Source organism: Stenotrophomonas sp. 112478_Sma, from assembly GCF_056479905.1.
Window position 1 is genome coordinate 3687057 of sequence record NZ_CM151072.1, and the last position, 22698, is coordinate 3709754.

General features: G+C 66.4%; 20 protein-coding genes and 1 pseudogene. 7 read left to right on the top strand and 14 right to left on the bottom strand.

Going from position 1 to position 22698, the window contains the following annotated elements; all coding sequences use genetic code 11:
• Positions 1-7: 7 nt before the first annotated feature.
• Positions 8-1936, bottom strand: coding sequence for a M1 family metallopeptidase (locus ACZK08_RS16740; protein ID WP_111186200.1), 1929 nt, complete (start codon positions 1934-1936; stop codon positions 8-10).
• A gap of 247 nt (positions 1937-2183) precedes the next feature.
• Positions 2184-2945 carry a bifunctional demethylmenaquinone methyltransferase/2-methoxy-6-polyprenyl-1,4-benzoquinol methylase UbiE gene (ubiE, locus tag ACZK08_RS16745; protein ID WP_053520441.1) on the bottom strand — a complete coding sequence of 254 codons (762 nt, stop codon included), beginning with the start codon at positions 2943-2945 and terminating at the stop codon, positions 2184-2186.
• 80 nt (positions 2946-3025) lie between these two features.
• Between ubiE and ACZK08_RS16750 the strand changes: the two genes are divergently transcribed.
• The 4 genes from ACZK08_RS16750 to ACZK08_RS16765 all read left to right on the top strand — a co-directional run bounded on the left by ACZK08_RS16750 (position 3026) and on the right by ACZK08_RS16765 (position 4829).
• Positions 3026-3478 carry a nucleoside deaminase gene (locus tag ACZK08_RS16750; RefSeq protein WP_065175170.1) on the top strand — a complete coding sequence of 151 codons (453 nt, stop codon included), beginning with the start codon at positions 3026-3028 and terminating at the stop codon, positions 3476-3478.
• Positions 3479-3675: 197 nt separating this feature from the next.
• A complete protein-coding gene (locus tag ACZK08_RS16755) occupies positions 3676-3936 on the top strand; it encodes a hypothetical protein (protein ID WP_065175171.1) in 261 nt (86 codons plus the stop codon).
• Between the two features lie 74 nt (positions 3937-4010).
• Entirely contained in the window at positions 4011-4337 is a 327-nt protein-coding gene (locus ACZK08_RS16760; RefSeq protein ID WP_065175172.1) for a hypothetical protein, read from the top strand.
• A gap of 69 nt (positions 4338-4406) precedes the next feature.
• On the top strand, positions 4407-4829 hold the full coding sequence (locus tag ACZK08_RS16765) for a low affinity iron permease family protein (protein ID WP_053520445.1): 423 nt from the start codon (positions 4407-4409) through the stop codon (positions 4827-4829).
• 96 nt (positions 4830-4925) lie between these two features.
• On the opposite strand, the gene smeF is transcribed toward ACZK08_RS16765, so the two are convergent.
• The 3 genes from smeF to smeD form a co-directional block, all read right to left on the bottom strand.
• Positions 4926-6311, bottom strand: a complete 1386-nt coding sequence (gene smeF, locus ACZK08_RS16770) for a multidrug efflux RND transporter outer membrane subunit SmeF (protein ID WP_065181769.1) — start codon at positions 6309-6311, stop codon at positions 4926-4928.
• Between the two features lie 97 nt (positions 6312-6408).
• Complete coding sequence (gene smeE, locus ACZK08_RS16775; protein ID WP_053520172.1) at positions 6409-9531, bottom strand: multidrug efflux RND transporter permease subunit SmeE; 3123 nt, start codon at positions 9529-9531, stop codon at positions 6409-6411.
• Between the two features lie 12 nt (positions 9532-9543).
• Positions 9544-10725 carry a multidrug efflux RND transporter periplasmic adaptor subunit SmeD gene (gene smeD / locus ACZK08_RS16780; RefSeq protein WP_065175174.1) on the bottom strand — a complete coding sequence of 394 codons (1182 nt, stop codon included), beginning with the start codon at positions 10723-10725 and terminating at the stop codon, positions 9544-9546.
• A 221-nt stretch (positions 10726-10946) separates the two neighbouring features.
• Between smeD and ACZK08_RS16785 the strand changes: the two genes are divergently transcribed.
• Positions 10947-11606 (top strand): TetR family transcriptional regulator, encoded by a 660-nt coding sequence (locus ACZK08_RS16785; protein ID WP_065175175.1) that lies wholly within the window; start codon positions 10947-10949, stop codon positions 11604-11606.
• Between the two features lie 56 nt (positions 11607-11662).
• On the opposite strand, the gene hslU is transcribed toward ACZK08_RS16785, so the two are convergent.
• From hslU to ACZK08_RS16825, 8 genes are all read right to left on the bottom strand, one after another.
• Complete coding sequence (gene hslU / locus ACZK08_RS16790; protein ID WP_053520175.1) at positions 11663-13036, bottom strand: ATP-dependent protease ATPase subunit HslU; 1374 nt, start codon at positions 13034-13036, stop codon at positions 11663-11665.
• A gap of 88 nt (positions 13037-13124) precedes the next feature.
• Positions 13125-13676 carry an ATP-dependent protease subunit HslV gene (hslV, locus tag ACZK08_RS16795; protein WP_053520176.1) on the bottom strand — a complete coding sequence of 184 codons (552 nt, stop codon included), beginning with the start codon at positions 13674-13676 and terminating at the stop codon, positions 13125-13127.
• Positions 13677-13858: 182 nt separating this feature from the next.
• A complete protein-coding gene (gene xerC / locus ACZK08_RS16800) occupies positions 13859-14731 on the bottom strand; it encodes a tyrosine recombinase XerC (protein WP_065181770.1) in 873 nt (290 codons plus the stop codon).
• Between the two features lie 16 nt (positions 14732-14747).
• Complete coding sequence (locus ACZK08_RS16805) at positions 14748-15422, bottom strand: DUF484 family protein (RefSeq protein WP_065175177.1); 675 nt, start codon at positions 15420-15422, stop codon at positions 14748-14750.
• Positions 15419-16270, bottom strand: a complete 852-nt coding sequence (gene dapF, locus ACZK08_RS16810; protein WP_065181771.1) for a diaminopimelate epimerase — start codon at positions 16268-16270, stop codon at positions 15419-15421. Before dapF ends, ACZK08_RS16805 begins: the two co-directional genes overlap by 4 nt.
• Positions 16263-16508: an LPS translocon maturation chaperone LptM gene (lptM, locus tag ACZK08_RS16815; protein ID WP_053520180.1), complete on the bottom strand. Its 246-nt coding sequence runs from the start codon at positions 16506-16508 to the stop codon at positions 16263-16265. Before lptM ends, dapF begins: the two co-directional genes overlap by 8 nt.
• Before the next feature lie 85 nt (positions 16509-16593).
• Complete coding sequence (locus ACZK08_RS16820; RefSeq protein WP_053520181.1) at positions 16594-17016, bottom strand: YbaN family protein; 423 nt, start codon at positions 17014-17016, stop codon at positions 16594-16596.
• A gap of 54 nt (positions 17017-17070) precedes the next feature.
• Entirely contained in the window at positions 17071-19146 is a 2076-nt protein-coding gene (locus ACZK08_RS16825; protein WP_428992323.1) for a S9 family peptidase, read from the bottom strand.
• Here ACZK08_RS16825 and ACZK08_RS16830 point away from each other — a divergent pair.
• Together ACZK08_RS16830 and ACZK08_RS16835 are read left to right on the top strand one after the other, a co-directional pair.
• Positions 19124-19189 (top strand): annotated as a pseudogene (locus ACZK08_RS16830) (hypothetical protein); the annotation flags it as partial. The gene ACZK08_RS16825 and the pseudogene ACZK08_RS16830 overlap by 23 nt on opposite strands.
• Before the next feature lie 146 nt (positions 19190-19335).
• Entirely contained in the window at positions 19336-20520 is a 1185-nt protein-coding gene (locus ACZK08_RS16835; RefSeq protein ID WP_065181773.1) for a pyridoxal phosphate-dependent aminotransferase, read from the top strand.
• A 74-nt stretch (positions 20521-20594) separates the two neighbouring features.
• Here ACZK08_RS16835 and ACZK08_RS16840 read toward each other — a convergent pair whose 3' ends face one another.
• Entirely contained in the window at positions 20595-22691 is a 2097-nt protein-coding gene (locus ACZK08_RS16840; protein ID WP_053519813.1) for a prolyl oligopeptidase family serine peptidase, read from the bottom strand.
• Positions 22692-22698: the final 7 nt, after the last annotated feature.

The following is a 22698-nucleotide window of genomic DNA, read 5'->3' on the forward strand; positions in this document are numbered from 1 at the left end:
CTTGTTCTTACTTGGCTTCGGCCTTGGCCAGCATGTCCTGCACCGAGGCAGTGGTGATCGGATGGTAGCCCGGCTTGGCCTTCTCGAAGGCCTGCTTGGCCAGCTCCAGCCCCTTCGGCGTCTTCACCAGTTCGGCGTAGATCGGCAGGATCAGCTTGCGACGGCCGACACGCTCGATGAATGCCGCCGCGGCCTCATTGGCCGGCTCGTAGCCGCTGCGGATGGCCAGCGGATACCAGCGCATGGCGATCTCGCCATTCGGCGTGCCCGTGAAGTGGAAGGCCTTGTCCAGCGTGGCCAGCGTGTCCAGCGGCTGGGTCGTGCCCAGGCCGTCGATGAAGCGCACCCACTCCTGGGTGCTCCAGTCAGCGATGACTTGGCTGCTGGGCACGGTGCCGGCGCTGGTGAAGGCGATGCGCGCGGTATCGACGCTGCTGAAGTTGCGCGACTGCGCCTTGGCCGCGAACGCCGGGATGCCCGGCTCGTCCAGCCATGCCTTCAGTTCGGCCTCCGTCACTGCCGACGGGTTCTTCGGCAGCAGGTTCTTCTTCAGGTACTCGACGAACTGGTCGGTATTCGCGCTCTGGAAGGCGTGGTCATCGAACCAGCCGCGCAGGAACGGATCGAAGGTCTCGCGGCCGAAACGCTGTTCCAGGAACTCCAGGAACCAGGAACCCTTGACGTAGGCCACCTGGCTCAGGGCTTCATCGGGGTCACGCTCGTTCAGCGGCGGCAGCGCCAGCGCTTGGTCGGCGGGGCTCATGTCCTTCACTTCCGCCAGCAGATCGGTCTGGTCGATCTGCCGCTCCATTTCGGCCATCTCCTTGCCGTACAGGGCCTCGGTGATACGGCCCTGGACGTAGGTGGTGAAGCCCTCGTTGAGCCAGATGTCCTTCCAGCTCGCGTTGGTCACCAGGTTGCCCGACCAGCTGTGCGCCAGTTCGTGGGCGACCAGCGAAACCAGCGATTTGTCGCCGACGATCACGGTCGGGGTGGCGAAGGTCAGGCGCGGGTTCTCCATGCCGCCGAACGGGAACGACGGCGGCAGCACCAGCATGTCGTAACGGCCCCAGCGGTACTCGCCGTACAGCTTCTCGGCGGCACCGATCATCTTCTCGGTGTCCTCGAATTCCTTGGCCGCCTTGCCGACCATGGTCGGTTCGGCCCAGACGCCGGAGCGGCCGGAGATCGGCTCGAACACCAGGTCGCCGGCGGCGATCGCCAGCAGGTAGGACGGGATCGGCTGCGGCATCTTGAAGGTGTAGTCACCATCACGCGCGGCCTTGGGGTCGTTGTCGGCGCTCATCAGCACCATGACGTCCGGGCGCGAGACCACGTGCGCGCTGTAGGTGAAGCGCACGCTCGGGGTGTCCTGCAGCGGCACCCAGGAACGGGCATGGATGGCCTGCGACTGGCTGAACATGAAGGGCAGCTTCTTGCCTTCGGTCATCGACGGCGCCAGCCACTGCAGGCCCGAGGCGGTCGGCGCGGTGTGGTAGGTCACCTCGACCTTGGCCGGCTGCTGCGGGGCCTCGATGGTCAGCTTGCTGCCGAACACCTTGTCGGCCGCCGCCAGCTCGAACTTCAGCGGGCTGCGCGCGCCGTCAGCGGCAACGGCTTCGACCTTGGACACGGTCAGCTCGCGGGTGTCGAGCACCAGCTGCGTGGCGTCCTTCTGCTTCCATTCCAGGGTGTAGGTCGCGGTACCGCCGATCTGCTTCTGGTCGAAGTCCAGCTTCAGGTCCAGCGCGATGTCCTTGATGACGACCTTGTCCGGCTCGGCGTACGAGCTTTCGTCGTGGCTGCGGTTCTCGGCGTTCACAGGAGCGGCGGGGGCCTTTTCGGCAGTCGGGGCGGCGGCGGGCGCGGCCGCCTCCTGGGAGCAGCCAGCGGCCAGGGCCACGGCCAACGGAAGGAGCATCAGCGGATTGCGCATGAATCGGGACCGTTACGGGGAGCAAACCCCAATGGTACCTCCCTCCGGCCCCGCAGGCGTTGCGCGGTGCGGGGTAAGGCGGCTAAGGCCGATCCTGCGGCGGCGCCCTGGGTAGGTGCCAACCTTGGTTGGCACGGATCCATCAACGCATGTGGCAGGCCCGTGCCGACCAAGGTCGGCACCTACCAGAGCGGATGACCGCAGCGGCCGAGTGCCAACCAAGGTTGGCACCCACCAAGGGCAAGGCTTACAGCTTGTAGCCGGAGTGGATCGACACGATGCCGCCGGTCAGGTTCTTGTAGTGGCAGCGCTCGAAACCGGCCTCGCCCATCATGGCCTTCAGCTCGTCCTGCGGCGGATGCTTGCGGATGCTCTCGGCCAGGTACTGGTAGCTGTCCGAATCATTGGCGAACAGCTTGCCCAGCTTCGGCAGGATCTTGAACGAGTGGAAGTCGTAGATCGGCTTGAACCAGTCGGCGGTGACCTCGGAGAACTCCAGCACACGCGCCTGGCCACCGACCTTGAGCACGCGGTACATCTCGCGCAGGCCGGCATCCTTGTCGGTCACGTTGCGCAGGCCGAAGGCGATGGTGACCAGGTCGAAGCTGTTGTCCGGGAACGGCAGGGCCTCGGCATTGCACTGGACGTAGTCCAGGCCCAGCACCAGGCCGCGGTTGGTGAGGCGATCACGGCCCACCGACAGCATGCCGGCATTGATGTCGCCCAGAACCACCGAACCTTCGGCGCCGACGCGCTCCTTCAGCAGGGCGGCAATGTCGCCAGTGCCCCCCGCGAGGTCAAGCACGCGGTCACCGGGCTTCACCTGCGCGGTCGCCACGTAGTAACGCTTCCACGCCCGGTGCACGCCCAGGCTCATCAGGTCGTTCATCAGGTCGTAGTTGCGCGCGACCGAGGTGAACACCTGCCCGACCAGCTTCTGCTTGTCCTTGGCGGCGACGTCGCGGAACCCGAAATGGGTGGTACCGGATTTGTAGGGGGATTCGCTCATGCCCCGATTATCGCACCGCCAGGGCCGCTGCGGGGGAACGGCGCCTTATCATGGCAGCCCATGACCTTCCGGAGCCCCGCATGATCACCACACCTGATTACCAGGCCCTGCTGCAGACCGCCATCGCCGAAGCCCGCCAGGGCCTGGCCGAGGGCGGCGTGCCGATCGGCGCGGCGCTGTACCACAACGACGGTCGCCTGCTCGGCTGCGGCCACAACCGCCGGGTGCAGGAAGGCGATCCCTCCGTGCACGGCGAGACCGACGCCTTCCGCAAGGCCGGGCGCCAGCGTCGCTACCGCGACACGATCATGGTGACCACCCTGGCCCCGTGCTGGTACTGCTCGGGACTGGTGCGCCAGTTCAACATCGGCACCGTGGTGGTCGGCGAGTCCCGCACGTTCCAGGGCGGCATCGACTGGCTGCGCGAAAACGGCGTCAATGTGATCGACCTCGACAGCCAGGAATGCGTCGACCTGCTCGGGGGCTTCATTGCGCAATATCCCGAGATCTGGAACGAAGACATCGGCGAATGAGTGCCGTGGACTGACCCCAGCCCGCGTTTAATGAATGCTTCATCCGCGGCAGGCCCTTGTGCAGTCAGCGTCTGCGGCGTTCGATGTGACGCGCTGCGCACTCCGTCGGCACGCATGCACACGCCGCGGTAACACCCCACCGCTCCGGCACGCCTACGGTGGGGTTACCGGGGCCCCCTACCCCGGCGGAGCCAGCCATGTGCGCGCACGCTGCAAGCCCCACGCCCAATCTGATCCTTGACGGAATCCGCGCCCGCCTGCGGAGCCAATATCGGTTGCATCGGCGCGGTGCCCTGTTCTGGACCGCTTATCAGAGCATGCAGCTGGAACTGGTGCGCGACCATCCACGCGACCACGTCCGCCTGTGCAACGCGATGGCGGACATCGCTGAAGACCTCGGCGTGGTCGAGCACGCCCAACTGATCGGCAATCGCAACGCTGTTTCCACATTGCGATGACACCGCTTCCACCGGTGATCAGGCAACACTGCGATTCCCCCCACTCCACGTCCACCTCAACCGATTGGATCGACATGCACACTGAAGTCCCTGCCATTCCCCCGGTCATCGACGTCGATGCGGAACTCGAGCACTGGCGCCGCCAGCATGCCGACGGTGCGCTGCCTCATAATTCGTTCGGTTCCTACGTACCCTGGATCAAGTTCGCCTGCGATTCGCTGATCACCCAGCCGCGCGCCAGCAACGAGCAGCGTGACGAGATGTTCCAGACCCAGTATGCGCTGCAGATCATGCCGCGGCTGAGCGAAGCACAGGCCCGCGAGTTCGTCGACCGCTGCTGGCAGCACGTCTACCAGGCCAGCCGCGTGCGCCTGCAGGACGCACCGCGGCTGCGCGCCTGAGCAGGCCTGCTGCACGCGGGCTGCACGGCCACGCGCCGATCATCACGTCACCCCAGCGGGACGACGACGATGAAAGCAAGAAACCTGTTCAATACCATCGCCAAGAAGGCCGCGGCCGCCACCGGCTCTCCGTGGACCTTTCTGGGTGCAGTAGCCATCGTGGTGGTGTGGGGCATCTCCGGCCCGGTGTTCGGTTTCAACGACACCTGGCAGCTGGTCATCAACACCGGCACCACCATCATCACCTTCCTGATGGTCTTCCTGATCCAGCACACGCAGAACGCCGATACGGCGGCGATGCAGATCAAGCTGGACGAACTGATCCGGGCCACCGCGGAAGCCAACAACGAGCTGCTGGATCTGGAAGAACTGGACGAACAGCGGCTGGAAGAGATCCGCGCCGAGTATGAGCGGATGGCACGCGAAGCCGGCGACGCGCTGGCCCGTGTGCGGGCCTGCCACACGGTGCGCCGTGATGACGAAGCGGTGTAGCCCTGACGCGACGACCTGCGAACGCCTGATCGAAGCGCCGCCGGGTATGACCCGGCGCTACCGGAATCCACGCCGGGCCATGCCCGGCGCGTCCCGTCAGCTGCGTTCGTGCCAGCCGCCGCCCAGCACCTTGTACAGGGTGATGCGGTTGGCCTGCTGGGCCAGTTGCGCCTGCAGCCGCGTCTGCTGCGCGCTGTAGGCCGTACGACGCGCGTCGAGCAGGCTGACGAAGCTGTCCAGGCCGGCGTCATACCGCGCCTGCGACAGCCGGTTGGCCTGCTCGGCCGCGTCGACCAGACGCTGCTGCGCGCTGACCTGCTCATCCAGGCTGACATTCATCGACAGCGCATCCGCCGCTTCGCGGAAGCCGTTCTGGATCGCCTTCTCGTACTGCGCCAATGCGATATCACGATCTGCATTGGCGATGTCGAGATTGGCACGCAGACGGCCGCCCTGGAAGATCGGCAGGGTGATCTTCGGCAGGAAGCTCCACACGCGCGTGCCGCTGTCGAAGAGGTTCGACAGTTCGTTCGATCCGCTGCCGATGCTGCCTGTCAGCGAAATGCTCGGGAAGAACGCTGCGCGGGCAGCGCCGATGTTGGCGTTGGCAGCCAGCAACTGGTGTTCGGCCGCCATGATGTCCGGGCGCAGCAGCAGCACGTCGCTGGGCAGGCCGGCCGGTGGTGGGGCCAGTGCCAGCAATTGCGGCTCGATGCCATCCGGCAGCAGAGCCGGGTCGACCTGGCCACCGGCCAGCAGCGCCAGGGCATTGCGGTCCTGCGCGAGCTGGCCGCGCAGGCGTGCGGCATCGGTGCGCGCGGTTTCGACCAGGGTGCGGGTCTGGGTCAGTTCCAGCGCTGAACTGCCGCCCCGTTCATGGCGTGCTTCTGCCAGGCGCAGTGAATCCTCGTAGGTCTTCAGTGTTGCTTCGGCGATCTTCAGCTGCTGGCTGTCGGCGCCGTAGGTCAGCCACGCCGTTGCCGTCTCGGCCACCAGGCTCAGCTGTGCATTACGGCGGTTGGCGGCGATGGCAAAGTACTGCTGCAGGGCTGCTTCGCTGAGGTTGCGCACGCGGCCGAACAGGTCCAGCTCGAATTCGGCCACACCGACGCCGGCAGTGAACTGCTCGGTGACTCCCGCATCCGTACCTGTGCGCTCCATCTGCCCGGTGATGGCCACGCCCGGCACCCGGTCGGCGCGCTGCACCCGGTACTGGCCGCGTGCGCGCTCGACATTGAGCACGGCCACACGCAGGTCGCGGTTGTTGTCCAGCGCCTGGCCGATCACCTGCTGCAGGCGTGGATCGGTGAAGAAGTCACGCCAGCCCAGCGTGGCCACATCGGCAACCTGGCCCTGCGTGGCCTCTGCCGGCCACTGCGCAGGAATCGCCGGGGCAACGGCCGTGTCCTTCGGCGCGAGGGTGGAGCAGCCGGCGACCGTGAGCACGGCGGCCAGGGATACAGCAAGAGAAGAGAGTTTCATGGCGACACCTTGGGGGTCACGGTGGTAGCGCCGGGCCGTTCCCGGCAGCTACGTGGTAAGGCATCCGCCGGGCATGGCCCGGCGCTGCCGGATTCCATCACTCGGCGGTCCTGCGTTTGAACACGCGCTGCACCACCACGAAGAACAGCGGCACGAAGAACACGCCCAGCGCGGTGCCGACGATCATGCCGCCCAGCACGCCGATGCCGATGGCCTGCTTGGCGCCGGAACCGGCACCGGTGGAGATCGCCAGCGGCACCACGCCCATGCCGAATGCAAGCGAGGTCATCACGATGGGACGCAGGCGATCGCGCACGGCATGCATGATCGATTCGATCAGGCCGGCCCCCTTCTCCAGGTTTTCCTTGGCGAACTCGACGATCAGGATCGCGTTCTTGCTGGTCAGGCCCACCGTGGTCAGCATTGCCACCTGGAAGTAGATGTCGCGCTCCAGGCCCTTGAAGGTGTTGGCCAGCACCGCGCCGAGGATACCCAGCGGGGCGGCCAGCAGCACGGCGGTCGGAACACTCCAGCTTTCGTACATCGCGGCCAGGCACAGGAACACGATCATCAGCGACAGCGTGTACAGCAGCGGGGTCTGCGAGCCGGCCTGGCGTTCCTGGTAGGACATCGCGGTCCACTCGATGCCGAAGCCCGCCGGCAGCTGCTTGGCCAGCTGCTCGATCTCGGCCATGGCGTCACCGGAGGCGACTCCCGGGGCCGGTTCGCCCTGGATTTCCATTGCCGACACGCCGTTGTAGCGCTCCAGGCGCGGCGAGCCGTAATCCCAGTGCTTGCTGGCGAAGGCGCTGAACGGAACCATCTCGCCCTTGTCGTTCTTCACCGACCAGAGATCGAAGTCCTCCGGCACCATGCGGAACGGCTGGTCGGCCTGCACGAACACGCGCTTGACGCGGCCACGATCGACGAAATCATCGATGTACGCGCTGCCCCACGCGGTCGCCAGGGTGGTATTGACCTGGGCGATCGACAGCCCCAGCGACGTTGCCTTGGCCACGTCGATGTCGATGCGGAACTGCGGCGTGTCTTCCTGTCCGTTCGGGCGGACGTTGGCCAGCTTCTTGCTGCCGGCCGCCAGGCCGAGCAGCTGGTCTCGCGCGGCCACCAGTGCATCGTGGCCCTGGCCGCTGTTGTCCTTCAGGAAGAAGGTGTAGCCCGAAGCGGTACCCAGCTCCGGGATCGCCGGCGGCGGGAAGGCGAAGATGAAGGCGTCCTTGATCCCACCCAGCGCAGCCATGGCGCGGCCGGTGATCGGCATCACGCCGTTGTCGGCGTCACGCTCGCTCCAGTCCTTCAGCTTGACGAAGGCCATGCCCGCGTTCTGGCCCATGCCGGCGAAGCTGAAGCCCTGCACCGAGAACACCGACTCGACCGCCGCCTTCTCGTTCTCCAGGAAGTGGTTCTCCAGTGCCGCGATCGATTCCAGGGTACGTTCCTGGGTGGCGCCGACCGGGGCCTGCACCAGCGCCATCAGCACGCCCTGGTCTTCATTGGGCAGGAACGAGCTGGGCAGGCGCACGAACAGAACCGCCATCAGTACGAACAGCGCGGCGACGATGCCCATGAAACGCCACGGACGATTCAGGATGCCGCGTACACCACGCTGGTAGCTTTCGCTGGTGCGGTCGAAACCCCGGTTGAAGCCGTTGAAGAAGCGACCGGCCAGGCCGCGGTGGGCGACATGATGCTCGCCCTTCTTCAGCGGCTTGAGCAGCGTGGCGCACAGCGCCGGGGTCAGTACGATCGCGACCAGCACCGACAGCGCCATCGCCGAAACGATCGTGGCCGAGAACTGCCGGTAGATCACGCCGGTGGAGCCACTCATGAAGGCCATCGGCACGAAGACGGCCGACAGCACCAGGCCGATGCCGACCAGTGCACCGGTGATCTGGCCCATCGACTTGCGGGTGGCCTCCAGCGGCGACAGGCCCTCCTCGGACATGATGCGCTCGACGTTCTCCACCACCACGATGGCGTCGTCCACCAGCAGGCCGATCGCCAGCACCATCGCGAACATGGTCAGCATGTTCACCGAGAAGCCGAGCATCGCCAGTACGCCGAACGTGCCCAGCAGCACCACCGGCACGGCGATGGTCGGGATCAGGGTGGCGCGGAAGTTCTGCAGGAACAGGTACATCACCACGAACACCAGCACGATCGCTTCGATCAGGGTCTGCACGACGCCCTTGATCGACACGCGTACGAACGGCGTGGTGTCGTACGGAATCTCGGCCTTCAGGCCGGCCGGGAAGAAGTTCTTCAGGTCGTCCAGCGCAGCATCCACGCCGGCGGCGGTGTCGAGCGCATTGGCGCCGGTGGCCAGGGTGACGGCCAGGCCGCTGGCCGGCTGGCCGTTGTAGCGGGTGACGAAGTCGTAGGACTCCGCGCCCAGCTCGACGCGGGCGACATCACCCAGGCGCAGTTCGGCACCGTCCTGCGCGCCGCGCACGACGATGTTGCGGAACTGCTCCGGCGTCTGCAGGCGCGACTGCGCATTGATCGTGGCGTTGAGCTGCTGGCCCTTGACCGAGGGCGCGCCGCCCAGCTGGCCGATCGCCACCTGTGCGTTCTGTGCCTGGATCGCTGCGGTCACTTCCGGCACCGACAGGCCGTAGGTATGCAGCTTGTTCGGGTCCAGCCAGATGCGCATGGCGTACTTGCCGCCGAAGACCTGGATGTTGCCCACGCCCGGGACTCGGCTCAGGCGATCGACGACATTGGAGCCGACGTAATCGGCGATGTCGTTGGCATCCATGCTGCCGTCTTCGGAGACGAAGGCGATCACGTTCAGGAAGCCCGAGCTGGACTTGGCCACGTTGATGCCCTGCCGCTGCACTTCCTGCGGCAGCAGCGGCATGGCCAGCTGCAGCTTGTTCTGCACCTGCACCTGCGCGATGTCCGGATTGGTACCGCTCTCGAAGGTCAGGGTGATGGTCGCCTGGCCGTTGGCCGAGCTGTTGGAGGAGAAGTAGATCAGGCCATCAAGGCCCTTCATGTTCTGCTCGATGATCTGCGTCACCGAGTCTTCGACCACTTTGGCCGAGGCACCCGGGTAGGTGGCGCTGATTTCCACCGCCGGCGGAGCGACGTTGGGATACATCGAGACCGGCAGCTTGAACAGGGCCAGGCCGCCGGCGAGCATGATGATGATGGCGATGACCCACGCGAAGATGGGTCGATCGATGAAAAAGCGTGCCATGGAATTCTCCGCTTACTTCGCGTCGCCGGCCGGAGCCGCAGGCGGGGCAGCGGCCGGCTTGGCCGGTGCGGCGCCCTTTTCGGTGGCGTTGACCGGCATGCCGGGGCCGATCTTCTGCAGGCCTTCGACGATGACCTTGTCGCCGGGCTTCAGGCCATCCTCGACCAGCCACTTGTCGCCGATGGTGCGGCTGACCTTGACCGGGCGGACTTCGACCTTGCTGTCCTTGCCGACCACCATCGCCGTGGTGTCACCCTTGGCATCGCGTGCGATGCCCTGCATCGGCACCAGCACCGCGTCGCTGCGCACGCCGCCACCGATCACTGCGCGCACGTACATGCCCGGCATCAGCAGGCCATCGGGGTTTTCCACCTTGACCCGCAGGCCGAAGCTGCCGGTGGCTGGATCGACGCTGACTTCGGAGAACTCCAGCGTGCCCTTGTGCTCGAAAGCGCTGCCGTCTTCCAGCAGGATGCTGACCGGCGTCTGCTGGTTGTCCTGCAGGCGGCCGGCGGCCAGCTCGCGGCGCAGCTGCAGCAGCTCGGCCGAGGACTGGGTGAGGTCGACATAGATCGGATCCAGCTGCTGCACTGTGGCCAGGGCGTCGGCCTGGCCGGCGTTCACCAGCGCACCCTGGGTGACGCTGGACTTGCCGATGCGGCCGCTGATGGGCGCGGTGATGCGGGCGTAGCCCAGCGTGACGTTGGCCGAATCCAGCGAAGCCCGGGCGGCGCCGACATCGGCCTCGGCCTGCTTCTGCGCGGCTACGGCGTTTTCCAGATCCTGCTGGCTGACCGCATCGACCTTGGCCAGCTCGGTGATGCGCTTGGCACTCAGGCGCGCGGCGTTGGCCGTGGCTTCGGCGCGGGCCAGCTGTGCGCGGGCACTGTTGGCCTGGGCGCGGTAGCTGGCGTCATCCAGCTGGTACAACGGCTCGCCGGCCTTGACCATGCCGCCCTCGGTAAACAGGCGCTTGGCCACGATGCCGCTGACCTGCGGACGGACTTCGGCCACCAGGAAGGCATTGGTCCGGCCCGGCAACTCGCGGGTCAGGCCCACGGTCTCGGACTTCAGCGTGACCACGCTGACCTGGCCGGGCCCCTGTTCGGGGGCCTGGGGTTCGCCGCCACAGGCGGCCACGGTCGTGGCGATGGCCAGCGACAGCGCAAAGGGTCGGATTCGGCTCAGCAACATGGGGAAGGCTCTTGGAAGGAAGAATCTCAGCAGGCGCTGACACGGCGGACACTTCCCGGGAACGGGTTGAGGCCTCTCGTACAACGCCCGCCCGGGCAGGCATGGGTGCCGGAACAGGACAGCCACGCACACGACGGGAACGATGGAGGTGAAATATACATACATGCTTGTTTGTTTGTAAACAGGTACAATTCAGCCACGTTTCACCCGTACTCGTACCCATGGCCCGCAAGACCAAAGAGGACACCCAGGCAACCCGGGAAGGCATCCTTGACGCCGCCGAAGCCTGTTTCCATGAACATGGCGTGGCCCGTACCACGCTGGAGATGATCGGTGCCCGCGCCGGCTATACCCGCGGCGCCGTGTACTGGCACTTCAAGAACAAGGGCGAGGTGCTGGCCGCGATCATCGAACGGGTGCACCTGCCTTTCATGCAGGAGCTGGAGCGCACCTCCACCGAGCAGCGCGATACGCCGGTGCATGATCTGCGCGCGGTGATGATCCATTCCTTCATCGAGCTGTCCGAAGACGAGCGCCTGCGCAAGACCATGGAGATCATGCTGCGCAGCGATGCGTCGGCCGACACCAAGGTGCTGACCGAACTCCAGCAGGCCGGTTTCCGCGACGCGCTGGACCGGATGGAGCGTGCGCTGCGACGCGCGCAGGCGCTGGGCCAGCTGCGCGAAGGCGCCGACCCGAAGATCGCCGCGCGCATGCTGCACGCGACCGTGCTGGGGGTGCTGCATGGCGCGATGGTCGAGCCGGATCTGATGGATCTCCAGCGCGACGGCATGCTCGCGCTGGACATGACCCTGGCCGCCTACGTGAAGGAAGGCGTGTTCGAGCCGGGCACCGTACCTGCGCCGTTGCCGGAGGCCTGAGCGCACAGGGGTCGGATCCCTCAAACAAGAAGGCCGCCTTTCGGCGGCCTTCTGCGTTACAGGATGTAGCGGCTCAGGTCCGGATCCTGCACCAGTTCACCCAGATGCGCATCGACGTAAGCGCTGTCGATGGCCAGGGTCTCGCCATCGCGGTCAGGCGCTTCGTAGCTGAGCGAATCCAGCAGGCGCTCCAGTACCGTATGCAGGCGGCGGGCACCGATGTTCTCCTGGCGCTCGTTCACCTGGAAGGCGATCTCGGCCAGGCGGTCGATGGCGTCGGCAGTGAAGCTGACCTTGACGCCTTCGGTGGCCAGCAGCGCTTCGTACTGCTTGGTCAGCGCTGCCTTCGGCTCGGTCAGGATGCGCACGAAATCACCCTTGCTCAGCGCGCCCAGTTCCACGCGGATCGGGAAACGACCCTGCAGCTCCGGAATCAGATCGCTCGGCTTGGCCAGATGGAAGGCACCGGAAGCGATGAACAGGATATGGTCGGTCTTGATCGTGCCGTACTTGGTCGACACGTTCGAGCCTTCCACCAGCGGCAGCAGATCGCGCTGCACGCCTTCACGCGAGACGTCGCCACCACCCACGTTGTCACCGCGCTTGGCAACCTTGTCGATCTCGTCGATGAAGACGATGCCATGCTGCTCGCAGGCTTCGATCGCCGCAGTGCGGATATCGTCCTCGTTGACCAGCTTGCCGGCTTCTTCCTCCAGCAGCAGCGGGCGTGCCGCCTTGATGGTCAAGGTGCGCTTGTGCGCCTTGGCACCACCGCCGAGATTGGCGAACATGGACTTCAGCTGCTGGCCCATCTCCTCCATGCCCGGCGGCGTCATGATGTCCATGCTGACGTTGGCGGCCAGATCCAGTTCAATCTCGCGCTCGTCCAGCTCACCATTGCGCAGCATCTTGCGGAACTTGATGCGGGTTTCGTTGTCCTGTGCCGACGGCTCGTTGCGCGCCACTTCCGGGTCGAAACCGATGCCGCCGCTGCGGCGTGGCAGCAGCGCATCGAGAATGCGGTCTTCGGCACGTTCTTCTGCCTGGGTGCGCACGCGCACCTTGGCCTGCTCGCGGTACAGCTTGACCGCGGTATCGGCCAGATCGCGGATGATCTGTTCGACGTCCTTGCCGACGTAGCCGACCTCGGTGAAACGGGTCGCTTCGACCTTCACGAACGGCGCATTGGCCAGCGTGGCCAGGCGACGCGCGATCTCGGTCTTGCCGACGCCGGTCGGGCCGATCATCAGGATGTTCTTCGGCATGACCTCGTTGCGCAGCTCGGCCGGCAGCTGCATGCGGCGCCAGCGGTTGCGCAGGGCGATGGCCACGGCGCGCTTGGCGTCATGCTGGCCAACGATGTGCCGGTCCAGCTCCTGCACGATCTCGCGCGGCGTCATGGTGGCGGAGGAAACTTCGATCTTCGACATGGATGGGCTCACGAATGCGTTGTCGATGACACCGGAACCAGACGGCCCGGCCGGTAGCGCCGGGCCATGCCCGGCGGATCAGGGAGCGTCACAGCTCCTCGACCACCACGTTGCGGTTGGTGTAGATGCAGATGTCGCCCGCGATGTTGATCGCTTCACTGGCGATGGTGCGCGCATCCAGCGCCGTGTGCGCCATCAGCGCGCGGGCCGCCGACAGCGCGTAGGAACCGCCGGAACCGATGGCGATGATGCCGTCTTCCGGCTCGATCACGTCGCCGGTACCGCTGATGATCAGCGAGGTTTCCTTGTCGGCCACGGCCAACAGTGCTTCCAGCTTGCCCAGGCGACGCTCGGTGCGCCAGTCCTTGGCCAGCTCGACGGCGGCACGCTGCAGCTGGCCGTGCTTTTCCAGCTTGGCCTCGAACAGCTCGAACAGGGTGAAGGCATCGGCGGCCGCGCCGGCGAAACCGGCCAGCACCTGGCCATCGCGACCCAGCCGGCGCACCTTGCGCGCATTGCCCTTCATCACGGTGTGGCCGAGCGTGACCTGGCCGTCGCCGGCAATGGCCACATGCTCGCCGCGACGCACGCAGACGATGGTGGTGGCGTGGAAAACGTTGGGGTTCTGACTGGGGTCCATGCGGCCTCCGATAGCTGTTCCCGGGACATGGGGACAGCGCCGGGGCCGATCAAGCCTGCGTGGATGGCTGCCGTTCAGGGCTCGGGCGCCAGCGACCGCTGCATCCGCCGGGCATGGCCCGGCGCTACCACCTTATCAGGGCATGACTTGGCGCCACCACCGCCGCAGGGCGTGGCCTGGCGCTACCGGCGGCGCTTGGCGCGCGGATGCGCAGCGTCGTAGACCTTGGCCAGGTGCTGGAAATCCAGATGGGTGTAGATCTGCGTGGTGGCGATGTCGGCGTGCCCCAGCAGTTCCTGCACGCCGCGCAGGTCGCCGGACGATTCGAGGATGTGGCTGGCGAAGCTGTGCCGCAGCATGTGCGGATGCACGTGCTTGAACAGCCCTTGCCGCTGCGCCAGCTGGCGGATGCGGATCTGCACCGCGCGCTGGCTGATCGGCCCGTTGCGGCCCGGAAACACCGGGGTGGCCGGGGCGCCGCCGCTTTCGCTGCGCCACGCAAGCAGTGCCTCGCGCGCCGGCTTGCCGAACGGTACCCGACGCTGGCGGTTGCCTTTGCCCATCACATTGACCAGTCCGCTGGCAAAATCCAGGTCACGCCAAGTCAATGCGCAGACCTCGCTCAGGCGCAGGCCGGAGGAATAGAACAGCTCCAGCAGCGCGCGGTCGCGTCGCCCCAGCTCGCCTTCCGGTTCCAGTTCGACCAGTTGCACTGCTTCATCGGCGTCGAGCACCTGCGGCAGCCTGCGCGGCGCTCGCGGTGCCTTCAGGGTGGCCGCTGGACTGACCTCGACGCGGCCATGCCTGAGCAGCCACGCATAAAAGCTGCGGCAGGCAGACAGCCGCCGCTGCAGGCTCTTGGCCGACAGGCCCCGGCGATGTTCATCGGCGACGAACTGTCGCACGGCGTCAGCATCCAGCGCCTCCACCGGCACGCCCCGCGGCTCGGCCCATGCCGCCAGCGCATCCAGGTCGCGACGGTAGGCGTCCAGCGTATGCGCCGACATCCGCCGTTCCACCTGCAGGTGCTGCAGGAACGCCATGACCGCGCTCATCGCCGCCGCGCTCCGCTCAGTCCTGGAAGCGCTTGAGGCCGGTGGCCAGGGCCTCGCCCATCATGCGCAGGAACAGCGTGCCCATGCCCGGGTAGAAGCGGTTCGGGTCATGGCTGCCGACCGCGATCAGGCCGACACCCGGCAGCGGCAGCAGGGCGGTGGTCTGCACCTCCTCACTGCGCGCGCCATACAGCACCGCGTTCTTTTCCGGCTGCAGGCGGCCGCAGATCGGCTCACCGTCCTTCAGGCAATCACGGAAGGGACCCAGGCGTGGATCGTCGGCCGCGATGACCTGCAGCCATTCGGCCTGTTCCAGCCCGGCCACCGGCACGTGCACGACCAGCCGCACCAGATCACCCGCGAAATCCTCCTGCAGCGAGGCGGCCATCGCACGCAGGGTATCGGCGGCACTGCCCTGCTTCATCAGTGCCAGCGTCAGCTGGTGGGTGCGCACCGCCAGCCGTTCGTTGACCTGGGCGGTCGCGCCCAGATCGGCCAACCGTCGCGCCAGCTCGCGGTTCTTTTCCCGCAGCAGCTCCAGCTGGTAGCTGGCCAGCGATGCGGTCGGGCCGTCATCGCGCGGCACCACCAGGGTCAGCGCCAGGTCCGGAAACTGCTTGAGGAAGGCCGGATGGCGCCGCAACCAGGCAGCGACTTCATGGGCCCCGAGCTTGTCGACGGTCTCAGTCATGCGATCCACTCCCCTTCGAAGACGAATGCGGTGGGGCCGGCCATCACCACGGGCTGCCCCTCGCCCGGCCACTGGATGCGCAGTTCGCCGCCGGGCAGGCTGATGCGTGCATCGCGCTGCAGGCGACCGCGCTGCATGAGGGTGACTGCGGCTGCACAGGCGCCGCTGCCGCAGGCGAGGGTCTCGCCGACGCCCCGCTCGAACACGCGCAACCGCGCGTGGTCCGGCGCGATGACCTGGGTGAAACCCACGTTCACCGACTTCGGGAACGAGGCATGCTGCTGCAGCAGCGCGCCGACCCGCTCGACCGGCGCCGCATCGATCAGGCCCACCTCGATCACGGCATGCGGATTGCCCATCGACACCGCAGCAAACCGCACGCTCTCGCCCTGCAGCGGCAGCAGATACTCCTCGCGCGGGTGGGCAAAGCCGACCAGCGGCACGCTGGCAGGTTCGAATGCGGGTACGCCCATGGTCACCGCATACTGGCCCTGGCCCAGCACCTGCACCGTATGGCTGGCCAGTGGGCTGTCGATGACGAATGCATCGCCCTGGGCACTGCCCTCGCGCACCAGCCAGGCCGCGATGCAGCGCGCGCCGTTGCCGCACTGCTCGGAATTGGAGCCATCGGCGTTCCAGATCCGGTACGAGGCGACCGAGCCTTCGACGCGCGGGGCCTCGATGGTCAGGATCTGGTCGCAGCCCACGCCGGTGTGGCGGTCGGCCAGGCGCGCGGCCAGCTGTGGCGTGGGCGGCGCGGTGCCGTCGCGCAGGTCGATCACTACGAAATCGTTACCCGCGCCGTGCATCTTGCTGAAACGCAGCGCGGTGGAACCGGTCTTACTCATTCCCGTCGTCCACCTTCTTCACCGGGTCCGGGGTCACCGACGGACTGCCGTCACCCGTGTCCTGGGTGGCAGGCGGGGTGGCTTCGCCGTCGGCATCGGTGGCCGGCTCGACGGTCTCTTCCACCGGCACCGGCTTCTGCGGCAGCACCAGCGGGCCCTTGTTGCCGCAGGCGGACAGGAACAGCAGCGAGGCCGCTGCCAGCGGAATCAGGATGGCGTTTCGATGGGGAATCTTCATGCCCCGAGTATAGCCACTGCCGGCTGAGCGGTTGGTGGAGGGTACGGCCCTCCATGGCAGCGCCGGGCCATGCCCGGCGGAAGGGTCAGTCCTGCGGCGGCAGCGGCCGCGTCCACAGCCAGATCGCCACCACGGTCATGCTGCCGATGGAGAACCACTTCACCCAGGCGATCGGCACGCACCACAGCATGATCCCGGCGCAGACCGCCATGGTGATCGTGGCCATCCATTTGCCGTAGCGGCTGACCGCGCCATGCGCCTGCCAGTTGCTGATGGCCGGCCCGAAGCGCGGATGCTGCAGCAGCCAGGCATGCAGCCGCTCGGAGCCGCGCGAGGCGGCCCATGCCGAGATCAGGATGAATACGGTTGTCGGCAGCCCCGGCACGAAGATGCCGACAATGCCGGTGCCGAGACTGACATAGGCGAGCAGCCACCATGCCCAGCGGAAACGCACCGGCCGGCGGGTCGGGGCTGCGTCCTGGGCGGCAGGCGGTTCAGGCAGGCTCATGCTCGCAAGGATAACGGTTCGGGGTGCCCGGCAACGCCCGGCACCCCGCCGCAATCACGGTGCTGCGATACCCAGCTGCTGCAGCACGAAGGCATACGATTCGGACAGCTCGCGGTAACGCTGGAAGCGACCCGACTTGCCGCCATGGCCGGCCTCCATGTTGGTGCGGAACAGGATCGGGTAATGGCCAGTGTTGTCGTCGCGCAGCCTGGCCACCCACTTGGCCGGTTCCCAGTACTGCACCTGCGAATCCCACAGGCCGGTACCGACGAACAGCGCCGGATAATCCTGCTTCCTGACATTGTCGTAGGGCGAGTACGAGAGCATGTAGTCGTAGTACTGCTTCTGCTCCGGGTTGCCCCACTCGTCGTACTCGTTGGTGGTCAGCGGGATGGTCGGATCCAGCATGGTGGTGACCACGTCCACGAACGGCACCTGCGCCACCATCACCCGGTAGTCCTGCGGCGCCTGGTTGGCCACCGCCCCCATCAGCAGGCCACCGGCACTGCCACCGGACGCGGCCACGCGATCCTTCGCCGCCCAGCCCTGCGCCACCAGTCCACGGGTAACGTCGATGAAGTCGTTGAAGGTGTTCTGCTTGTGCAGCAGCTTGCCGTTCTCGTACCAGTCGCGGCCCATCTCCTGGCCACCGCGGATGTGGGCGATGGCATACACCACGCCGCGATCGAGCAGGCTCACTGCCGTCTGGTTGAAGTACGGGTCCATCGACATGCCGTAGCTGCCGTAGGCGTACTGGAACAGCGCGCCCTTGCCGTCCTTCTGGTAGCCCTTGCGGTAGACCAGCGACACCGGCACCTTCACGCCATCGCGCGCGGTGATCCAGACGCGTTCGGTTTCGTACTTCGATGCGTCATAGCCGATCACCGGCTGCACCTTCAGCTGGCGGCGCTCGCCGGTGGCGGTGTTCAGCTCGAACACAGTGGTCGGGGTGGTCATCGAGGTGTAGACGTAGCGCAGCCACGGCGTATCGGCCTCGGTGTTGTCGCCCAGGCCCATGGAGTACGCCGGCTCATCGGCCTTCACGTAGTCGCTGCGGCCATCCTTGAACAGCAGGCGGATGCGCTCCAGGCCTTCGGAGCGCTCGGCAATGGCGGTGAAGCCATCAAACAGCTCGAAGCCTTCGATGAACACCGCATCGTCATGCGCGATCCAGTCCTTCCACTGCGCACGCGAGGTGGCATCGGTCGGTGCGGTGACCAGTTTGAAGTTCTTTGCACTGTCGTTGGTACGTATCACCCAGCGGCCATCGTAGTGGTCGGCGTCGTACTCGACGTCGCGCTGGCGTGGCGCCAGCACGGTGAACGTGGTCGGGTCGCTGGCCGGCGCGTAGCGCTCTTCCGACGACACCGTGCTGTGCACGCCGATGGTGATGAAGTGGTCGTCGCGGGTGCGGCCGATGCCCATGTAGAAGCTGTCGTCCTTCTCTTCGTAGACGACGGTGTCGGCGCTGGCCGGGGTGCCCAGCACGTGCTTCTTCACGCGCACGGTCAGCAGCGTTTCCGGATCGTTCTCGACGTACAGCACGGTGCGGTTGTCGTCGGCCCAGACCAGGTCGCCGGAACTGCCGGTGATCACGTCGGGCAGCACCTGCCCGGTCCGCAGGTCCTTGAAGCGGATCGTGTACTGGCGACGGCCCACGTCATCGTCGGCCCAGGCCAGCAGCTGGTTGTCCTGGCTGACTTCCATCGAGCCGACATTGAAGTAGCCCTTGCCGGCGGCCATTGCGTTGACGTCCAGCAGCACTTCTTCGGCAGCATCCATGCTGCCCTTGCGGCGTGCGTGGATCGGGTAGTCCTGCCCGCTCTCGAAGCGGCTGTAGTACCAGTAGCCGCGCTCGCGCGCCGGCACGCTGGAATCATCCTGCTTGATGCGGCCGACGATCTCCTTGTACAGCGCGTCTTCCAGCGGCTTCAACGGCGCCAGCACCTGGTCGGCATAGGCGTTCTCGGCCTGCAGGTAGGCCAGCATGTCCTTGTTCGCGCGCTTGTCGTCACGCAGCCAGTAATAGTCGTCGTTGCGGGTCGCGCCGAACGGGGCCTTGACCTCGTGCGGATGCCGGGCGGCGTCCGGCGGAACAGGCAGGGGGGCGGCGGTAGCGGTGCTGGTCATCAGGCTGGCGAGCAACAGGCAGAGGGTGGACTTCATGAGATAAGGCTCCAGGCGCTTCAATGCAATGGTCTTCGACGGGATCGGTTCCCTTTCCCCGAACAGCGATCTGACCCCAATCCCGTCGGCACCACAACCCTGCAGGTCGTCACGGTGCGGACCCGCCGGCAGCGGTCGGCGTACCATGGGCGCATGAGTACCCTGCCCCACCCGCCGGTCTACAGCCGGCGCAGCCATGAAATCGCTCCGTTCCACGTGATGTCCCTGCTGGCCCGCGCGCAGGCGCTGGAACAGGCCGGCCACGATGTCATCCACCTGGAGATCGGCGAACCGGACTTCACCACGGCCGGGCCGGTGGTGCGCGCCGGCCAGGCGGCCCTGACCGCCGGGCACACGCGCTACACCGCCGCACGCGGCCTGCCTGCGCTGCGCCAGGCGATCAGCGGTTTCTATCGCAGCCGTTACCGGCTGGATGTGGATCCGGAACGCATCCTGGTCACTCCTGGCGGCTCCGGCGCGCTGCTGCTGGCCAGCAGCCTGCTGGTCGACCCGGGCCGGCACTGGCTGCTGGCCGATCCCGGCTATCCCTGCAACCGGCATTTCCTGCGCCTGGTGGAAGGTGCCGCACAGCTGGTCCCGGTCGGTCCACAGACCGCCTACCAGCTCACACCCTCGCTGGTGCAACAGCACTGGAACACGGACAGCGTCGGCGCACTCGTCGCCTCGCCGGCCAACCCCACCGGCACGGTGCTGTCGGCCGATGAACTTGCGGCGCTGTCACGCACACTGCACGCACGCGGCGGGCACCTGGTGGTGGACGAGATCTATCACGGCCTGACCTATGGCGTGGACGCCGCCAGCGTATTGCAGGTCGATGACAGTGCGTTCGTGCTGAACAGTTTCTCGAAGTACTTCGGCATGACCGGCTGGCGCCTGGGCTGGCTGGTGGCGCCGCCCGCAGCGGTGCCCGAACTGGAGAAGCTGGCGCAGAACCTCTACATCAGCGCGTCGAGCGTCGCCCAGCATGCAGCCCTGGCCTGTTTCACCGATGAATCGATGGCGATCTTCGAACAGCGACGGGAAGCCTTCCGCCAGCGTCGCGATTTCCTGTTGCCGGCGCTGCGCGAGCTGGGCTTCCGCATCGAGGTGGAGCCGCAGGGCGCGTTCTATCTGTATGCCGATGTCAGCGCGTTCACCGATGATGCCCAGGCGTTCTGCGCGCACTTCCTGGAAACCGAGCATGTGGCCTTCACCCCGGGCCTGGATTTCGGCTTCCACCGCGCCAACCAGCATGTGCGGCTGGCCTATACCCAGGAGATCCCGCGGCTGCAGGAAGCGGTGGAGCGCATCGCGCGCGGGCTGCAGCATTTCCGGTAGCGCCGGGCCATGTCCGGCGAGCGCGCAGCGCCGCCCATGAAAAACGCCGCCCGGGGGCGGCGTTTTTCATTTCGTCATTTACCGCCCAGGCGCTCCCACAGGAAGCTGTAGGCCAGGGCCGCCATGTGCGCGGCCTGCGCGTTGTTGGCTGCGCCGCCATGGCCACCTTCGATGTTCTCGTAGTAGGTCACGTCCTTGCCGGCGTCGATCATCTTCGCCGCCATCTTGCGGGCATGGGCCGGGTGCACGCGGTCATCACGGGTAGAGGTGGTGAACAGCACCGGCGGGTAGTTCTTCTTCGCGTCGAACAGGTGGTACGGCGAGAAGGTCTTGATGAACTCCCAGTCGCTGGTATCGGGGTTGCCGTACTCGGCCATCCACGATGCGCCGGCCAGCAGGTGGCTGTAGCGCTTCATGTCCAGCAGCGGAACCTGCACCACCACCGCACCGAACAGCTCCGGGTACTGCGTCAGCATGTTGCCGGTCAGCAGGCCGCCGTTGCTGCCGCCCTGCACGCCCAGGTGCCTGGCACTGGTGATCCTGCGCTTGACCAGATCCTGTGCCACCGCGGCCATGTCCTCGTAGGCCTTGTGACGATTCTGCTTCAGCGCCGCCTGGTGCCAGCGTGGGCCGTACTCACCGCCACCACGGATGTTGGCGACCACGTACACACCGCCCTTCTCCAGCCAGGCGCGGCCCATGCCACCGGAATAGCTGGGTGTCAGCGAAATCTCGAAACCGCCGTAGCCGTACAGCAGGGTCGGATTGGAGCCGTCCAGCTTCATGTCCTTGGCATGCACCACGAAATACGGCACACGGGTGCCATCCTTGCTGGTGGCGAAGTGCTGCTCGATCACCTTGCCCTCGGCATTGAAGAAGGCCGGCATGGTCTTCAGCGTTTCCGGTGCCTTGCCGATCTCGGCCAAAGCCAGGGTGGTCGGCGTCAGATAGTCGGTGGCAGTCAGCCAGACCGCATCGCTGTCGTCGCTGTCCACTGCGCCCACGGCCAGAGTGCCGAATGCCGGCGCGCCGACAAACGCGCTCTTCTGCCAGCCATTGGCGCCCGGGGTCAGCACGGACAGGCGATTCTTCACATCGTCCAGCACGTTCAGGACGAGGTGGTTCTTGGTCCAGGTCGCACCGGCCAGCGAGGTAGTCGCGGTCGGGGTGAACAGGACCTCGAAGTCACGCTTGCCGGCCAGGAAGTCATCGAGCCGGGTCGCCAGCAGCGAGCCGGACGCGTAGGTCTTGCCGCCCACGGTCCAGGCGTCGCGCAGCTCCAGGGTCAGCCACTGCTTGTGCAGGCCCTTCTCGGCGGAGTTCGGCGCATCGATCTTGGTCAGCGTGCCATCGTCGCCGCGCAGGTAGACCTCATTGTTGTAGAACGCCAGCGTGCGGCTGACCAGGTTGCGCTCGAAGCCCGGGGTGTCATCGTGCATCGCCGCGATGTACATGTCCTCCGGCTTGCCTTCGTACACCACGCTGGCCGACGACATCGGCGTCCCACGCTTCCACAGCTTGGCCACGCGAGGGTAGCCGGAGGTGGTCATGGTGCCGGCACCGAAATCGGTGTAGACGAACACGGTATCGCGATCGATCCAGTTCAGGCCGCCCTTCGACTCGGGACGGAAGAAGCCATCCTCGATCCAGCGCTTCGTCGACAGATCGAACTCGCGGGTGACATCGGCATCCGCGCCGCCGCGTGACAGCGCGATCAGGCAGCGGCTGTAGTCCGGGCGCAGGCAGTCGGCGCCGTGCCAGACCCAGTTCTCGCCCTCGGCCTTGTTCAGTGCGTCCAGGTCAAGCACGGTTTCCCACTGCGGCGAGGCCTTGCGGTACTCGGCCAGGGTGGTGCGCCGCCACAGGCCACGTTCGTGCTGCTTGTCCTTCCAGAAGTTGTAGTAGTAGTCGCCGATCTTCTGCACGCCGGGAATCTTGGCATCCGAATCGAGCACCTCACGGATGCTGGCCTCCATCTGCCTGAAGGCCGGAGTCTGCGCCAGGCGCGCCTCGGCCTTGGCGTTCTGTTCCTTGACCCAGGACAGCGGCTTGTCGCCGGTGACGTCCTCCAGCCAGGCATAACGGTCGGTATCTTCAGCAGCCACGGCGGTCCCCACCGAGGCAGCGGTCATCATGCCAGCCAGCAGGCAGGCGGAAGCGAGTCGTGACATTGCAGCT

Excerpts from the sequence above, each read along its gene's own strand:
- ACZK08_RS16740 (WP_111186200.1), bottom strand. The coding sequence starts at position 1,936 with ATGCGCAATCCGCTGATGCTCCTTCCGTTGGCCGTGGCCCTGGCCGCT.
- ubiE (WP_053520441.1), bottom strand. The coding sequence starts at position 2,945 with ATGAGCGAATCCCCCTACAAATCCGGTACCACCCATTTCGGGTTCCGC.
- ACZK08_RS16750 (WP_065175170.1), top strand. The coding sequence starts at position 3,026 with ATGATCACCACACCTGATTACCAGGCCCTGCTGCAGACCGCCATCGCC.
- ACZK08_RS16755 (WP_065175171.1), top strand. The coding sequence starts at position 3,676 with ATGTGCGCGCACGCTGCAAGCCCCACGCCCAATCTGATCCTTGACGGA.
- ACZK08_RS16760 (WP_065175172.1), top strand. The coding sequence starts at position 4,011 with ATGCACACTGAAGTCCCTGCCATTCCCCCGGTCATCGACGTCGATGCG.
- ACZK08_RS16765 (WP_053520445.1), top strand. The coding sequence starts at position 4,407 with ATGAAAGCAAGAAACCTGTTCAATACCATCGCCAAGAAGGCCGCGGCC.
- smeF (WP_065181769.1), bottom strand. The coding sequence starts at position 6,311 with ATGAAACTCTCTTCTCTTGCTGTATCCCTGGCCGCCGTGCTCACGGTC.
- smeE (WP_053520172.1), bottom strand. The coding sequence starts at position 9,531 with ATGGCACGCTTTTTCATCGATCGACCCATCTTCGCGTGGGTCATCGCC.
- smeD (WP_065175174.1), bottom strand. The coding sequence starts at position 10,725 with ATGTTGCTGAGCCGAATCCGACCCTTTGCGCTGTCGCTGGCCATCGCC.
- ACZK08_RS16785 (WP_065175175.1), top strand. The coding sequence starts at position 10,947 with ATGGCCCGCAAGACCAAAGAGGACACCCAGGCAACCCGGGAAGGCATC.
- hslU (WP_053520175.1), bottom strand. The coding sequence starts at position 13,036 with ATGTCGAAGATCGAAGTTTCCTCCGCCACCATGACGCCGCGCGAGATC.
- hslV (WP_053520176.1), bottom strand. The coding sequence starts at position 13,676 with ATGGACCCCAGTCAGAACCCCAACGTTTTCCACGCCACCACCATCGTC.
- xerC (WP_065181770.1), bottom strand. The coding sequence starts at position 14,731 with ATGAGCGCGGTCATGGCGTTCCTGCAGCACCTGCAGGTGGAACGGCGG.
- ACZK08_RS16805 (WP_065175177.1), bottom strand. The coding sequence starts at position 15,422 with ATGACTGAGACCGTCGACAAGCTCGGGGCCCATGAAGTCGCTGCCTGG.
- dapF (WP_065181771.1), bottom strand. The coding sequence starts at position 16,270 with ATGAGTAAGACCGGTTCCACCGCGCTGCGTTTCAGCAAGATGCACGGC.
- lptM (WP_053520180.1), bottom strand. The coding sequence starts at position 16,508 with ATGAAGATTCCCCATCGAAACGCCATCCTGATTCCGCTGGCAGCGGCC.
- ACZK08_RS16820 (WP_053520181.1), bottom strand. The coding sequence starts at position 17,016 with ATGAGCCTGCCTGAACCGCCTGCCGCCCAGGACGCAGCCCCGACCCGC.
- ACZK08_RS16825 (WP_428992323.1), bottom strand. The coding sequence starts at position 19,146 with ATGACCAGCACCGCTACCGCCGCCCCCCTGCCTGTTCCGCCGGACGCC.
- ACZK08_RS16835 (WP_065181773.1), top strand. The coding sequence starts at position 19,336 with ATGAGTACCCTGCCCCACCCGCCGGTCTACAGCCGGCGCAGCCATGAA.
- ACZK08_RS16840 (WP_053519813.1), bottom strand. The coding sequence starts at position 22,691 with ATGTCACGACTCGCTTCCGCCTGCCTGCTGGCTGGCATGATGACCGCT.